A 15,109-nucleotide genomic window follows, 5' to 3' on the forward strand; every position below is an offset into this window, starting at 1 on the left:
TTCTGTTTTTATGGTTTGTAGAAAAATCGCCAGATAGCAACTTTTTTAAGTGAGTTATTGTTAGTTTAATCCCCATATACATTTATATGTAATGGAGGGGAAGGAATGGTAAAACTGACTAATTACCTCGTTTTCGGTTTTCTAGCTTTAACGATCTTGGTGGCTCCAGCCTCGGCAATCGGAATTCTGAAAATTGATCTGCCATCAAGAGCGATGGTTGGAGATGAGGTCGAGATAAAGATTATTGAATCTTTGTCAGGAGATCCAGTAGAGGGTGTTACGGTTTACATTAATGGGGTTGAAATTGGCACGACAGATGAGGATGGCAAAATAACTTACGTTTTCAACTCTCCAGGAGTTTATCTGATCGGAGCGAGTAAGTTTGGTTATACTCCTGCGGCAAGCTTAAGTTTGAGTGTTGAACCTCGTGAGGTTGAGACTCCAGGGTCTGAGACTCCCACTAAAACTCCTACTCCTGAAATTCCTGAAACTGAAGAATATAGAGGTTTGGTTTTCAGGGGAGATTTAATTTATGAGTTGTTTGGTGATAAAGTATTTGACTCAATAAACATTAAGGATCTTGAAATATCTGATTTAATTGAAAAAGCAAGGGATGTTAAACCTACCTCACCAGTAGCATTTTTCACCGACGGGAACAACTACATGATCCTCTATGGCGAGATCGATGTGGAAAAGAGTGGTTATTACAGGATTGAGGGTTACAGCCTGGGTGTTGATGTTGAATTTGAAGACAAGTCCTGGAAACTCTTTGAGGTCACCAACATTGAGAAACTTAATGCTGAAAATGTTGAGGTTGTGGACCTTTTGAATAATCCGGGTAATTTTGCCGGTAAGGAGATCGTTGTTGATGGTCCTTTCAGGGAAGTATCATTTAATGTGAAATCTTTCGGCACTCCTGTATGCGTTGGCTCAATAAGCACGCTTCCTGTTGACTTCAACGAGTTCGTAAAAGAGCTGATGGATGCTGGAAAGAAATTGCAGAAAGAGCCAGACAGAGAGACGATTGAGGAATTAACAAAGTTTACAGGAGCCTCAACATTCAGATTCGAGAGAATTGTTGAAACTGGCACTACTCAGGCATACTGGAAGGCGTTGAATGCTGAGATAACAGCCTTGGTAATCCCAGCCTATCTGGTCGATCTGCTTTTCCCGGATGAACTGAGAGAATTCATTTCTGAAAAAGGTGTGGTTTTGCTCATTGAGAATGTTAACATAAGGGCTGAGGTGGCTAGCATAGGCGATATACTTGCGAATCCAAGACAGTACTATGGTAAAGTTGTGGAAATTTCTGGAGTCTATAATATTGCCAAGGACCTCAGTGTTAAGAACATGGTTGCAACAATGTTCCCTCCGGCAGCAACATCTCCGGTTGATGTCTATTTCGAGCCAATGGCTACATTCGAATCGTCATTGCCTGTTGTTAACGCTCTTCTCGGGTTTGGCATCACAGGCTTTGAGCATAATTATAGTAGTATCGGTGATGTGGTGTCAGTTGATGGGAAATATACTCTCAAAGGAGTTGTTTTAACAGCAAGCCTGCTCGATAACTCATTACCATCAGTACCAGTTCTGGTGGTGTTTGAGAGGTACAGACAGAACTTTGAAGATCACACCATCCCGGTGGATCAGGCTGAAGATGCAATCAGGACCTTCACCCTTATCAAAGAAACCATCGCAGGAGTAAATGCAGAAGAGGGGAAAACACAATATGAAAAGCCTGAAGAACCACCAATAACTCCAACACCTACAGAGAATACCCAAATATCAGTTCCGACTGCAACTCCAATTCTAGAGGAAACTGAAAAACCAGCTCCAACCTCTAAGCTTGAATCCCTCAGCCTCAGCATAACACCCAGCAAAATAACGGCAAAACCTGGAGAGACGATAAATCTCAAGCTTAAAGTTGATTGGGAGCCCAAGGACTGGAAGGGTAAGGCTGATGTGAAAGTTGTTCTCTCAGCTGCAGGGTTCAAGAAGGAGTTTGAACTTCCAGGAATAGTGCTTGAGAACCCACCAATTGAGACTGAATTCAGCTACACTCTGCCTGAGAATCTGCCACCGCTGACTTATGAGGCAAAGATAATCGTTGAGGCTGAGGATAAAAAAGCGGAAAGTGAGGTAGAGGTAGCAGTGGGGTTAAGCCAAACACCAGGGTTTGAGGTTGTTATAGCGCTAATATCAGTGGCTGGAGGTATCGCTTTAAGGGGTGCAAGGAAGTGATCGGGCCAACAGATAGAACACTTGCTATCTTTAGATGACATGTTGGGCTTCCGCCCATCCTATCCCTCCAATCTTACTTCGGCTCTGGAATTTAAGGGCGGAAGCCGTATATACAGCTGCTTGTTTAAGCTTTTGTGAGATTCTTGACATGACCATGCCTCCTGAAAGAGTCAGGGTGAGATGTCCGAGATGCAAAACTTGGTATGAAGATTGGTATTATCCAACTATCAACCTCCCCCCGAACCCTGATCAAATGTTTCTAAGACCAAATCAAAGAACAAAGTTGCACAACTCGAGGAGAATGAAGCAATAAACAACAAAAAGCATGCGGGGGGAGGGATTCGAACCCTCGAACCCCTACGGGACTGGACCCTAAATCCAGCGCCTTTGTCCGCTCGGCAACCCCCGCAAGAATGATATAACTTGAAACATTGTACTATTTCTGCGTTGCGCTTATCAAGTTTTTGCATGCAAATGTTGTAAATGTTGCAATCACATCCCAAAAAGGTTTATTGGGTGCTATTGCATACCCTTATCGACAATGAAGTGCCTGATCTGCAACAGAGAGACACACACGGAAACCATTCCTTTATGCGCTGACTGCATAAGAACTAACCCTGAAACAGCGGATAAAATCTCCCGCACCCTTCATAAGAGCGTTTCAGGTGATAGAAAGTGTTCTCTCTGTGAGAATTTCTGTAATTTCAGTGTAACGGGACTGTGCGGTCTGGACAGAAGTCTAATCTCTCCGAACAGGGCCATGATGACATACTACGAAGACCCTCTGCCAACGAACTGCTGCAACGCATGGTTCTGCAGAGGTAGCTCGCTGAGAGGAACTAATCTGGCTGTTTTCTACTATGGATGCAACTTTGACTGTCTCTACTGCCAGAACTGGGAGCATAAAAAGGCTGGCAGGATCATCAGTCTGGATGTTGCAGTTGAGTATGCAATGAAAGATAGAATAAAGTGTATATGCCACTTTGGAGGCTCGCCAGAACCCCAATTACAGTTCGCAATAAGGTTCAGCAGGAAAGTGCTGAAAGAAAGAGATATAATGATTTGCTGGGAGTGGAACGGTGGTGGAAGGGAGAAGTTTGTTAAAGAGGCTGTAAAGATAAGCTCTGAAAGCAAGGGAACTGTAAAATTCGATTTAAAGGCCTGGAATGATAATCTGTATAAGATTCTAACGGGCAGGAGCAATAAGCCCACATTGAAGAACTTCAAACTCGCATATGATATCGACCCTGAGGTTGTGTCTGCAACAACGCTGCTCGTTCCATATTATGTGGATGAAAAGGAGGTGGAGGGCATAGCTTCCTTTATAGCTGAAGTTGATGAGGACATACCTTACAGCCTTCTGGTCTTCCATCCCGACTACAGGCTGAGGGATTTACCGGTTACACCGAGAGAACAGGTTGTGAGGTGCTACAATGCCGCCAGAAGGTATTTGAAAAATGTAAATATTGGAAACTTGAGTTTGTTGGGCTTCTAATCAGACTCCCCGAAGATCATTTCGGTTTGTCTTTTAAGCTCATCTTTTATTTCCTTGTATTTCTCCTTTAAACCTATAAGCTCTACACTGAAATGCTTGACGACCCATTCCGGTGTGAACCTCTCCCCCCGCTTCAGTATATTGAGTTCTGTGTCAAGCAAAGAGCCACAAACCGGGCAGTCGAGTTTGCCATCGATTACTCTGAATACCGTGTTGAGACAAACAGGACACTGTCCATCCATAACAACTCTCTTTTCCTCCTTTATTGCCTCAGCGACAAGATCGAGCTTTTTTATGCTTTCAGTCATGAACATCTCAGCCGGGAGTGCGGACTTTATCTCAATGTTCGCCAGCACATCCACTCCAAGCACCTTCGCCAGAACTAGGTGGGTGGCGGAAGCCCAGCCTTTCATATCCTCAAAACCATGGAAGGTCAGAACAACACCCTTCTTGTTCTTAAATCTTTCAAAATACTTCATCGACATAAAGCACCTGTCAATGAATGCTTTGAGGTTTCCGGTAGCATCCAGCCAGTAAACTGGAGAGCTTATGAGCAGAACATCACACTCATCTATTTTCCTGAGAATTTCCTCGACATCATCATCTATCTTGCAGTCCTCACCATAAAGACATCTGTAACAGGCTTTGCATGGCCTGATATCTTTTTTTACGAGGTTTATGATCTCCAGCTCTGCATTTAGGGCTTTTGCGATGTATTTTGATGCAAGAACACTGTTTCCTTTCTTTCTCTCTGTCGAGACTATACTTAACAATTTTTTGCTCATAAAATTCTGGTTCAATACCAGGGATTTAAGCTTTGTTTTTTATGATAGTTTTTGAGTTGTGGAAGTGGCAGTAGTAAACTAATAAAGGAGCTGTCAAAAATAGTGTTTCAGGATTTGGAGCGGAATTCTGTCTGATTGATTTGAGATCTTTACGATATTATGGTATTTTACACCATAATATTTACTCAAAACCCGAAACAACCGCAAACTCAGACCAAGAAACCCAAACAATTTCGGGTAAAAAATTAACTATTTTGAAATGAACTCTATACTATGAATTCGAATCTGAAGCTTGTGGTGTTCTATAACGGATTTTTCGGTGAGAGGTTCATCGCAAACCTGATGAATTATTCAAACTCATGCCCCTCTTTCGGGGCCTGTGGGCTGGATCAATGCGTTCAGTGCAAGCAGGGCGCTTACAGCTTCTCCAAAAATATAGTCGCTACCTTTGGTCTTCTGAGCAGAGAGAATATGCCGGATTTCATTGAGGATGCAGAGGACTTTTTACCAAAAAAGATTCCAAAGGCAGATATTGCAGTAGCGATAAACATCCATCCGGATATTCTCATGGCGCTGCCTGAGAAACTGAAAGAGTCTGGATTCAAGGCTTTAATCGTTCCAGTGGAGGAGCCGAGGTGGTGTTCTGCCGGACTGGCAAAGCAGTTAAAGGAGAGCTGCACAGAAATCGGACTTGAATTCGCAGCTCCAAAGCCGTTCTGCCTGCTCAGGAAGTCAGAAGACACACCAACGATCAACCGCTTCATCGATGAGATGGGCATTGGTTATCCGGAGTTTGAGGTAGATGTTGAGGATAGCAGGGGTGTGAAGAAGATCAAGAACTTTAGAGTTATAAGGAGCCAGCCATGTGGTGCTGGGTGGTATATAGGAATAAAACTGAGGGAGTTTGAGTTTAAAGACATGAGGGAGCTATGGGACAGGGTTTCCAGCTCACACCACTCGTTCCCGTGTACAGCAAGCATGGAGAAGGACAACGAATATAACGAAACTCTGCTTCATGTTGCCGGATACACTGCGAGGCATGCAGTCGATAAAGCCATAGGATATGAGGGAGATGAAGACATTCCCGAGCATCTGATACCCATAGTCAAGGGAAGTACCTGAACTCAGTATACCCGGAGTACTTGGAATCGTCGAGCCTCTTTTTTATCCCTCTGAATATCTTTTCTATTATGTTCATCGCCCCGATTCTGTTTAGCGGGGTGTTGTTGTTACCACACTGGTAGCTGTAGGTGCATGAGGGGCATCCCTCTATCCTGCCACATTTGCAGTTTTTGAGCACATCATAGGATATTCTGAAGGCTCTTTCAAGCCTCTTGAACAGCAACCTGCTCAGGCCACTCCCTCCAAAGCTGGCATCGTAGATGAAAATATCTCCATCCGGAGTTGATATCCCGCCTATCTGCGAACTACCGCCTCCAGTAAGCATATCGCTCGTCTCGATCAGAACATGTTCCAGTGCGTGAAAGCTTCCGGCATAGAAATCATCATAATCCATTGAATCAGGAAAGGGTGCTGAGAACAGGAAGCCTTTGGTTGAGAAAGTGTACGAAACCGGCTCATCCAGATACCTCACGGCCCTATCCTCACCGAAAGTGCTCCTCTCCATATAACCAAAAACGCTCATCGTTATTTCTAGAGAACAGTAGGCTGAACTGACGGGAGACCCTATTCTCTCAATAATATCTTTGATAACAGGTATTGATGTGTAGAGAGGCTGGGTTATGATATCCTCTCTACAGGGCTCTAAAACAGCTTTGCTCAGGCTGAACTCAACACTCCTCAGCCTCTCTCCATTGTGGATCAAAACAGCTCCCGGAAACATCTCCTTTATTGCTACTGGCAGACTTCTCTCTCCAATGACCTTCCCATCCCTGTACATCTTAACGCTGTCACCAATACCCCTCATGCTGAACTCCCTCATTTTTCTGACTCCTTTGTCTGTTGCAAAAACTCTGTCATCGATCATAAGGTATCCTTTAGCCAAACAATCTTCCAGAATTCTCCTTTCAAAATCTCCAAGCTCATTGATGCTAAAAGGTCTCTCAATAGCCATGGAGATTAAATGGAAGTTCAGCAGCTCCTCATTCTCTTTCTCAACAAATCCAAGCTGTTCACTGTCGAAGTACTCTTCCGGCTTTTCTCGGTAATAGTTGCTTATCGCATCATCGCTCCTCAACAGGATAACCCCAACACACTTCTGACCCATCCTCCCTGCTCTTCCAAGCCTCTGAATAAAGTGCGGGAAGCTCACGATCTCGGAAACTACAACATCCACATCGCCTATATCCACTCCAAGTTCAAGAGTGGAGGTTGAGACAACAACCTTTATCTCCCCATCCCTGAACCTTCTCTCAACCTCCTTCCTGACATCCTTCCTCAGACCAGCTTTGTGTATGGCAGCTCTGATTCCCTGTCTGTTCAGTGTGAATGCAAAGTATTCAACTGATCTATAGCTGTTTCCGAATATTAGAACCTTCTTATCTGGAAAGGATTTCACTATATCGCTTATTGCCTTAAAGAGGTTCTGGGTATATAGCATAACGATGTGACTCTCTCCCTTCCTTTTCTCCGCTTTAACCCACTCGAATTTTTCATCAAACAGCGATTCTGCAAACTCCTTAGCATTCGAAAGCGTTGCCGACGCACAGGCGATCTGGAAATTGCGGAACCTTTTCAGCCTTCTGATTAAGTAGTAAAGATTTGCTCCGATGATTCCTGAGTAGTAGTGCAGTTCATCAACTGCTAAGAAACACAGGTCTTTTACAACCTTCCTGAACTCTGCTGTGTTCCTCAGGTGGTAGTCGAGCATGTCCGGGTTTGTTAAAAGGATGTCGAACCTGCCATTGAGAACATCCCTTCTCTCCCTTGCTGTTGAATCGCCATCGAATCTAATAGCTCTTAGCCCGCAGTATTCCGAGTAGTGCCTTATCTTGAGTTCCTGATCTGCTGCGAGAGCCTTTGTTGGGTAGATTATGATCCCTTTGCCATAATTCCTGACCCGCTCGATCATCGGGATAACAAATGCCTCAGTTTTCCCGAAACCGGTTGGGGCTGTAATCACGACATTTTTCCCATCAAGCAAAAACTCTATTGCATCCTTCTGGAAGTTATAAAGCTTATCTATTCCCCTATCTATTAAGGCGAGCTTCAAATCTCCTGAAAAATTTAGATCAGACAGTTCTATATCTGGCAGAGGATCAACAGGGTTCAGGATTCTGTAATGAATTATCTCATCATCGGTATCGAACAGGTTGCGAAGCTCACTGTAGGACTCCGGAGATATTTCATTCAGCAGCCTTAGATTCTTCTTTCTTGTGCTCTCCTTTTTACAAATACACTTTCGCTTTATTCTGCCGCATCTCTCGCAGAAGAACTTGCTGACATCCATTGGTTGGATTTACGGCTCTCTGAACAAATTAGTTTTGTTAGGCTATTTGCCAGACCATCACGGAATTCCGAGCTTTCTGAACAGATTCCTTGCACAGACAACCAGCGGATCCCATACTCTTGATTCAGGAGGGAAATATGGCAAATCAGCGAAAAAGAAATCCTCTACCATGGCCTTTTTGTAAAGCAATGATGAGGCTGCGTAAATCCTTTTGGCAACTCCTTTCCCTATGCACTGGACGCCCAGCACCCTTCCGTCAACATCTGACACCATTTTAACCGTTATGTCTCCATTCGGAATGTATCTTGCAGTTGATTTTGTCGTTATCGTTACCGATATGGTCTCGAAGCCATGCATTTTAGCCTCTTTCTCACTCAAACCTGCTCTGCCTATCTCCAGATCGTAGAAGCCCGTTATCTGACTTCTCAAAGCTCCGGGAAACTCCATCTCGAAGCCAGAAATGTTAACTCCCGCGACATAACCCATTTTGTTCGCCGGGACGGCAAGAGGAATCCAGTCCGGTTTGCCCGTGATTATGTTTGTGGTTTCAGCACAGTCCCCAGCGGAATACACATTCTCTATGTTCGTCTGCATTCTGCTGTTTACTGCTATAGCCCCCGTCTTGCCAAGTTTAACCCCTAGCTGTTTAGCAAGCTCTATGTTCGGCTGGGAACCTATGGCCGATATGACCATGTCGCATCTGTACTCTCCCTTATCCGTCACAACCCTCTCAACCCTGTCTTTCCCCTCAATAGCCTCAACCTTTTCGCTGAACCTCGCATTCACAACTTTCTGCAACCTCTCTTTGAGGACCGAGCCAATCTCTACATCATATTCCGGAAGCGGATATTCCTCTTTCTCGATGAGAACAACATTCTTTCCAAGTCGTGAGATCGCTTCAGCCATTTCCACGCCTATGTATCCTGAGCCAACGATAACAATGCTCCTGCAATTCTTCACGAGCCTTTTTACCTTCTCTCCGTTCTCTATGTAATGAACGCACAGCACACCCTCGATTTCCTCGCATTGGACATTGAGTGGTGCTGCTCTCGCCCCAGTGGCAAACAGAAGCTTGTCCCACTCGAACCTCTCTTTTCTGCCATCTCTCAGTACATGGAGTTCTCCATCGCCAACCTCAAGAACCTCAGTTCTAGTGAGAACATCTATCCCCCTTCGCTCCCTGAAAAAATCGATGTCGTAGCTGCACAGGTTGTTTATGCTGTCAACAATCCCGGAAACATAAAAGGGTATTCCACATGGAGCATGACTGACATAGGGGGATTTCTCGAAAACCTTTACATCCCAGTCCGGTCTCAATCTCTTTATTCTCGAGGCACAACTCATTCCCGCCGCTCCACCGCCGATTATTGCTACTTTCAAGCAATCCCTCCAGATATAATTATAACGAATTACTATTTTAATTTTTTGGGATAAATTTAGTCTGAGATGCTGCACCACACGATATCCGCTCAAAACATGGAGTGATGTTGAGTGGTAAATAAGTTAGTAATGAAGTTGCATTTTCCAGGTGTCTAGAACTTTCACTCCGTATCTCACACTCTACCACACCGTTTTTAATAAGCAAAAATATAAGAACTTTTATTAAATTAAAAATTTAAATTTTTGAGCCCCTCGCATTAAGTGACAAAGAATGGGTTTGTTTAATTTTTAAACATCTTCTCAGTTCCCTCATCGAGCAGCAGGTGTGTGCTCTCTATGTTAACCAAGACTGTAAAGACCTCTTTAACCCTCGCCTCAACAGCCTCCTGTGCTGATTTCGTATAGAACTTTATTGCTTTCGACTCCCTCTCAAACGACTCTTTAACATTCTCGAGGTCGTCATCGCTAGCATCGATTTTCGGAATTTCAGGCTTCTTTATCTTCAAAAGCTTGCATATAACACTAGCATGCTCAGACTCCACCTTGCTTAAAGCTTTGAACATAGCTTTGAAGTATTCGTTCTTGGACTTCTCCATAGCCGCTCTGTAAAATCCAGCATTGGTCAGCTCAAGCTCAAGAGCCTGTTCGAGATTCTTCCTCGAGATCTCGCTGAGCTCCACATCGTTCTCATCTCTCCACTCCTCAGCAGGAACCATAAATTCCTTCGGAGCTCCGCAGAATGGACAGTGAGATGGTGGGTAATTCCCAATGTACGGATCTCCACAGATTCTGCATCTGTAAACTCTCATATGTACAATATGCAGCAAAACTATAAAATATTTTTGTGTTTTTGAGTTAGCCTGATCTAAGCCATTTGATTTTCAACAGGTCAACTTAAAAAATAAATTCAGAGTTCTATGACCTCTCCCGTCCTCTCGTAAACTTTCAGACCATTTGGCAGGGATCGCCTGAGCTCCTCTGACCTCAGAACATCTATAAACTCCTGAACTACATCTTTTGAGAACCTGTCCTTTGATATCAGGAAATCATACTCCTCTCCCCTCAGCGGTATGAAATCCAGAGAATACCTATCAGCTACTGTTTTTATACCCAGACCAGCATCAGCCTTGTTCATCAAAACAGAAACGGCAACGCTTGTGTGGGATTTCGCTTCAATCTCATATCCCCTCAGCTTTTTAACGATTTTCCTGAATTCAATTCCCTTCTTATCAGCTATCTCTTTAAGGTACATGTCAAAAAGCACCCTCGTTCCGGAGCCACGGTTTCTGTTGACAATCCTGCATTCCAGATCGACAAGATCCTCAATACATTTAATCCCCAGTGGATTTCCCTTTTGAACGATTATCCCCTGCTCCCTTATGTACCCTTTAACGAGGTAGCAACTCTTCAGCCCATACTTCTTTATGAATGGGATGTTGTACTCTCCGCTCTCATCCAGCAGGTGTGTGCCGGCAATATCAGCCTCTCCTCTCTTAACTGCCAGAATCCCTCCAGTGGACCCGGCATTGATTATCTTGACCGATATGCTCGCATCTTTCTCCCTCAAAATTCTGTAGATAACATCAAGCCCTATGCAGTGGCTTCCGATTATCATCAGATCAGCTGGCTTTATGCTCTCGCTGAAGAGCGTTACCTCAACCTCGCTCCCCTCATCGACTATGGAGATGTCCTCATCGATTCTGATGAATCCGTCAGACCTCGAGAGGGATGTGATGGCACCAGAATAGTGTCCGGATACCGGATATGCTGAGTAACCCTCTTTACCCATCACAAGATTAACCGGAAGGTATTCCACCCTGCCGTGAGAGGAGAAGGTCTTGACCGCAAGCCTCGCCTTAACAGAGATCCGCTTTTTTCTCATCCCGGAAAGCTTTCTGATCAGAGGACTAACAAAGACATTGTATATCATCAAGGCAGAGGTTGGGTTTCCTGGAAGCCCAAAAGCTGGTTTATTTCCAAGCATAGCCACTATCGTCGGCTTACCGGGCTTTACAGATATGCCGTGAACAACAACTCCAGGATCCCACCTGTCGAGGAGTTTGTATATCATGTCTCCTGAGCCTGCAGAAGTACCTCCAGAGCATATTATCACATCGTAATCCAGTGCTCTGTTAATCATCTCTTCGATCTCCTTTTCATCATCCCTGGCTACTCCAAGAAAAACGGGTTCTGCCCCATCTTCCATCAGTGAAGCCATGATGGCATAGGAGTTTATGTCATATATCTTGCCAAATTCCAGCTCTCTCCCCGGGCTGACGATCTCATTACCTGTTGAGAATACGGCAACCCTTGGCTTCCTGAACACCTTAACGCGATCGTATCCGGATGAACTGAGAACTCCTATCTCTCTTGCTGTTAAAACTGTTCCGGCTCTGACTATAAGCTCTCCAGCCATTATGTCTGAACCGGCAGGCATTATGTTCTCTCCCGGAGCCACTGGCCTGTAGATGTTAACATACTCGCCATCCATGGATGTATATTCCTCCATGACAACGGCATTGGCTCCCGATGGGATTACAGCCCCTGTGGAAATCTCCACAGCTGTCCCTTCTTCAACCACCACAGAAGGATGATCCCCTGCAGACACCCTACCAGCTACCTTCAGCCTTACCGGACTGTCTTCATCGGCCTGAAATGTATCGCTTGCTATGACAGCATAACCATCCATCGTGGATCTATCAAAGGGGGGAACATCTATTCTCGCATAGTAGTCCTCAAAAACAACCCTGTTGTAAGCCTCTTTCAATTCAACCTCATCTGCGGTCGGTTCAACTTTGAAGCCGTTAATTATCGAAATAACCTTTGATTCTGGAATGAGTTCCCTGAAAACTTTCCTGCTCATCAAAAACTCCTCCTGAAGTAGTTTATCAAAATTACCTCTACCTCTTCTCCCGCCTCATACCCTTCAACTTCTTCCGGCACCTCTATGATCCCATCAGCCTTGCACAATGAGCTTATTATCCCGGAGCCGGATGTTCTCAGCGGGTAGGCGAAAATCCTCCCATCAACCTCTTCGAGGTAAACCCTTGTGAGCGTTCTGATTCCTGCTGAAGATGGTATTCTTCTTCCAGCATAAGCTTTTATAACTGATCCCGGCGGTATCATCTTCTTTGCATCGATCCCATACATCTTCATAAGCACAGGTGGAACTATCAAGTTGAAAGCCAGATAGTTGGCAACAGGAAACCCGGGAAGCAGAATTACGGGTTTTCCTCTGCAGGTTGTGAATCCTGCAGGCATTCCTGGTTTTATCGAAAGCCCATGGACGAAAACTCCATCCCTGTACCTGTTAACGATTTGAGGTACGAGATCCTTCGACCCTACGGAAGTCCCTCCACTGAATATAATGATGTCTGCAGAACTCAGAGCTTTCTCGAACACATCTGTCAGCTCTTTTTCATCATCTCTGACGATGCCAAAATCCATAGCTATTGCGTTCAGCTGCTTTATCCTTCCCATCAGCATGTATCTGTTCGTGTCAACTATCTGGGCACCCTTTATGTCATCATATGGTTCCACGAGCTCGTTTCCTGTGCTTACAATCGCGATCTTTGCTCTCCTGAACACCTTGATTCTGAGGTTTCCGGAGGCTGACAGCAGGCCTATGTGGTGTGGCTGAATGATCTCTCCCCTCTTTACAACCACCTCTCCCTTTCTGATATCCTCTCCTGCCCTTGAAACATTTTTGAATGGTGGGACGGAGGAATATACCTCAATCGTGCTTTCATCTATCTGTGAGGTGTATTCGATCATAACCACGGCATTGGCATTTTTTGGCAGAGGTGAACCGGTGGATACTCTGACAGCCTCTCCGGATTCAATCGCGACATCTTTCTGTTCACCAATCTCAATCGAGTCGATAACTCTGAAAATTATCGGATTGGATGTTGATGCAGAGTATGTATCCTCGGCAATTACAGCGTATCCATCTACCGCAGACCTGTCAAAGTGAGGAACATCTCTCTTCGAGTAAACATCTTCATAGCAAACTCTATTCAGAGCGTTAAAGAAATCCACTTCCTCCCAGTCGAGCAGGGGAACATTCTTCAAAAAGAGTTTGAGGGCTTGATATACATTCACCTTCCTGTAAAATCCTTTCTCGCGAACATCTTCGAATTCAGATGGGGAGTTCATAAAAATTGTTGATCACAGAGATTTAACATTTTTTGATTTGTGGAAGGTAACATGAGGGCCTTAAAAGATTTAAATCCATCAGCGAGCATCGGATTATGCTTTCACTTGTGATAGCATCAGCCTTCAAAAGCAAAGGAAAAAAGAGAATGAGCAAGTCCGATCTGACGTATCTGCTGTCCTTCGATCTCAAGTGGTTCTCCCACAGCACGAGCAAAAAGGTTGTTGAGGAGGCGATAAGGAAGGGGCTGCTTACCTTCAACGAAGGCATGCTCGAACCAACTTTCGATTTGAAGCAGGTGGATGTTCCCGTGGGCTTCAAGCCGGATGTAAAAAAGATATTCGATCTGGGGGTTTTCGAGGAACTCGTGGATCTGATTTCAGAAAGGCTTGGAATTGATAAATCTGAAGTTGTCTCTGCTATAAACAGAAAACAGGAGGAAATGTCGAACCTGCTTTATGCTGAAGTTATCTCTTTAATCTATGCTAAGGAGTGCGGTATCGATGTGAAGCCCTACCTCCCAAAACTCTGGGAGGAGGTGTTTTTGTAGGGGGCAGCTTTATGATGGATGCTGCTCCCTTCGCACACCTTCAACCTTTATCCTCTCATAACTCTCAAATTTTTAATGGAGTGTGGTCCAAGACCACTATCTCTCGCATCTCCATAGCTGAACACTTCCAAGATAAATATTTGGATCTTGAATGATTTTTATGATCTAGGACATTTTGATGAAAAATTACCAGAATGGAAAGTTAAATGTTGGCGAAAACTGTAAAAGGATCTTAAAATTGTATTCAACTTGTGTTCAACTCTAAAATATTAAAAAACTAGCGCCTAATTACGAGTATGGCAAACAGAACATCGATACTTTCAATTGCAGGACTTGATCCATCCGGATGTGCGGGCATTACACTTGATAGTGCCGTTATTAGAGCTCTCGGGTTTCATTCATGCACCATTGTCACCTCAATAACCTTCCAGAACACATGCAAAGCTATAGGTCATGAGGTAGTTCCCAGAGAGGTTGTGGAGAAACAGCTCTTGAGTATTTTAGAAGATCTGAACATTGCTGGTGTTAAAATCGGAGTAATACACGAAGCCCATACTGAAACTTTAAAGCTTCTGAATGATTTCGATGTTGTTGTATGGGATCCTGTTTTCAAATCCACAACCGGACATACATTTTCAGATATAAGCAGAATTGCTAAAAGGGTTTGCGAGGTTGCAAAGGTCATAACCCCCAATAAATATGAGGCCGAGGTTCTTTCAGGAGTTAAAATCGAATCCATAGATGACGCCAGAGCCTGTGCTGAAAAGCTTTCAGAGATGCTGAATGTCTCCGTCGTGATCACCGGTGGTGGGCTAGAGGGTAATGATGTCGTCTATGACATGATAAGAGATCATGTATTCACAGTATCTGCGGAATTTTCGGATTTTGAGATAAGGGGAACTGGCTGCGCTTACAGTACGGCACTCACATGTTTCCTAACAAAAAGGAAACTTGATGATGCATGCAGACTTGCGAGGCTTTATTTACTCAGTTCAGTTAAATCAGCAAAGCCTGTGGGAAAGTGCCATCCCTGTGTGACTCCTGCAACAGATTTCGTTCAGTTTTAGCCTATACGGCACTTATCATTGAAAGTCAA

Annotated in this window: 11 protein-coding genes and 1 tRNA gene; 5 read left to right on the top strand and 7 right to left on the bottom strand. The window is 44.3% G+C overall.

Features of this window, described 5'->3' with window-relative positions:
* The first annotated feature begins 105 nt into the window (after positions 1-105).
* A complete protein-coding gene (locus tag ASULF_RS03975) occupies positions 106-2,241 on the top strand; it encodes a carboxypeptidase-like regulatory domain-containing protein (RefSeq protein ID WP_015590408.1) in 2,136 nt (711 codons plus the stop codon).
* Positions 2,242-2,567: 326 nt separating this feature from the next.
* Here the strand turns inward: ASULF_RS03975 and ASULF_RS03980 are convergent.
* Positions 2,568-2,650, bottom strand: a tRNA-Leu gene (locus tag ASULF_RS03980).
* A 132-nt stretch (positions 2,651-2,782) separates the two neighbouring features.
* Here ASULF_RS03980 and ASULF_RS03985 point away from each other — a divergent pair.
* Positions 2,783-3,736 carry a radical SAM protein gene (locus ASULF_RS03985; protein WP_015590409.1) on the top strand — a complete coding sequence of 318 codons (954 nt, stop codon included), beginning with the start codon at positions 2,783-2,785 and terminating at the stop codon, positions 3,734-3,736.
* On the opposite strand, the gene ASULF_RS03990 is transcribed toward ASULF_RS03985, so the two are convergent.
* Entirely contained in the window at positions 3,733-4,521 is a 789-nt protein-coding gene (locus ASULF_RS03990; RefSeq protein ID WP_015590410.1) for a flavodoxin family protein, read from the bottom strand. The two genes, ASULF_RS03985 and ASULF_RS03990, sit on opposite strands and share 4 nt — an antisense overlap.
* A 273-nt stretch (positions 4,522-4,794) precedes the next feature.
* Between ASULF_RS03990 and ASULF_RS03995 the strand changes: the two genes are divergently transcribed.
* A complete protein-coding gene (locus ASULF_RS03995; RefSeq protein WP_015590411.1) occupies positions 4,795-5,643 on the top strand; it encodes a DUF166 domain-containing protein in 849 nt (282 codons plus the stop codon).
* On the opposite strand, the gene ASULF_RS04000 is transcribed toward ASULF_RS03995, so the two are convergent.
* The 5 genes from ASULF_RS04000 to ASULF_RS04020 all read right to left on the bottom strand — a co-directional run bounded on the left by ASULF_RS04000 (position 5,627) and on the right by ASULF_RS04020 (position 13,465).
* Positions 5,627-7,930, bottom strand: a complete 2,304-nt coding sequence (locus tag ASULF_RS04000; RefSeq protein ID WP_015590412.1) for a DEAD/DEAH box helicase — start codon at positions 7,928-7,930, stop codon at positions 5,627-5,629. The two genes, ASULF_RS03995 and ASULF_RS04000, sit on opposite strands and share 17 nt — an antisense overlap.
* 57 nt (positions 7,931-7,987) lie before the next feature.
* Positions 7,988-9,310: an FAD-dependent oxidoreductase gene (locus ASULF_RS04005; protein WP_015590413.1), complete on the bottom strand. Its 1,323-nt coding sequence runs from the start codon at positions 9,308-9,310 to the stop codon at positions 7,988-7,990.
* A gap of 281 nt (positions 9,311-9,591) precedes the next feature.
* Positions 9,592-10,119 (bottom strand): ferritin family protein, encoded by a 528-nt coding sequence (locus ASULF_RS04010; protein WP_015590414.1) that lies wholly within the window; start codon positions 10,117-10,119, stop codon positions 9,592-9,594.
* A 98-nt stretch (positions 10,120-10,217) separates the two neighbouring features.
* On the bottom strand, positions 10,218-12,173 hold the full coding sequence (locus tag ASULF_RS04015) for a molybdopterin biosynthesis protein (RefSeq protein WP_015590415.1): 1,956 nt from the start codon (positions 12,171-12,173) through the stop codon (positions 10,218-10,220).
* Entirely contained in the window at positions 12,173-13,465 is a 1,293-nt protein-coding gene (locus ASULF_RS04020) for a molybdopterin molybdotransferase MoeA (protein WP_015590416.1), read from the bottom strand. Before ASULF_RS04020 ends, ASULF_RS04015 begins: the two co-directional genes overlap by 1 nt.
* Positions 13,466-13,560: 95 nt before the next feature.
* Between ASULF_RS04020 and ASULF_RS04025 the strand changes: the two genes are divergently transcribed.
* Both ASULF_RS04025 and thiD read left to right on the top strand, forming a co-directional pair.
* Positions 13,561-14,013: a DUF2240 family protein gene (locus ASULF_RS04025; protein ID WP_015590417.1), complete on the top strand. Its 453-nt coding sequence runs from the start codon at positions 13,561-13,563 to the stop codon at positions 14,011-14,013.
* A gap of 296 nt (positions 14,014-14,309) precedes the next feature.
* On the top strand, positions 14,310-15,080 hold the full coding sequence (thiD, locus tag ASULF_RS04030; protein WP_015590418.1) for a bifunctional hydroxymethylpyrimidine kinase/phosphomethylpyrimidine kinase: 771 nt from the start codon (positions 14,310-14,312) through the stop codon (positions 15,078-15,080).
* Positions 15,081-15,109 lie beyond the last annotated feature (29 nt).

Origin of the sequence: Archaeoglobus sulfaticallidus PM70-1 (genome assembly GCF_000385565.1) — an archaeon.
Lineage (GTDB): Archaea > Halobacteriota > Archaeoglobi > Archaeoglobales > Archaeoglobaceae > Archaeoglobus_A > Archaeoglobus_A sulfaticallidus.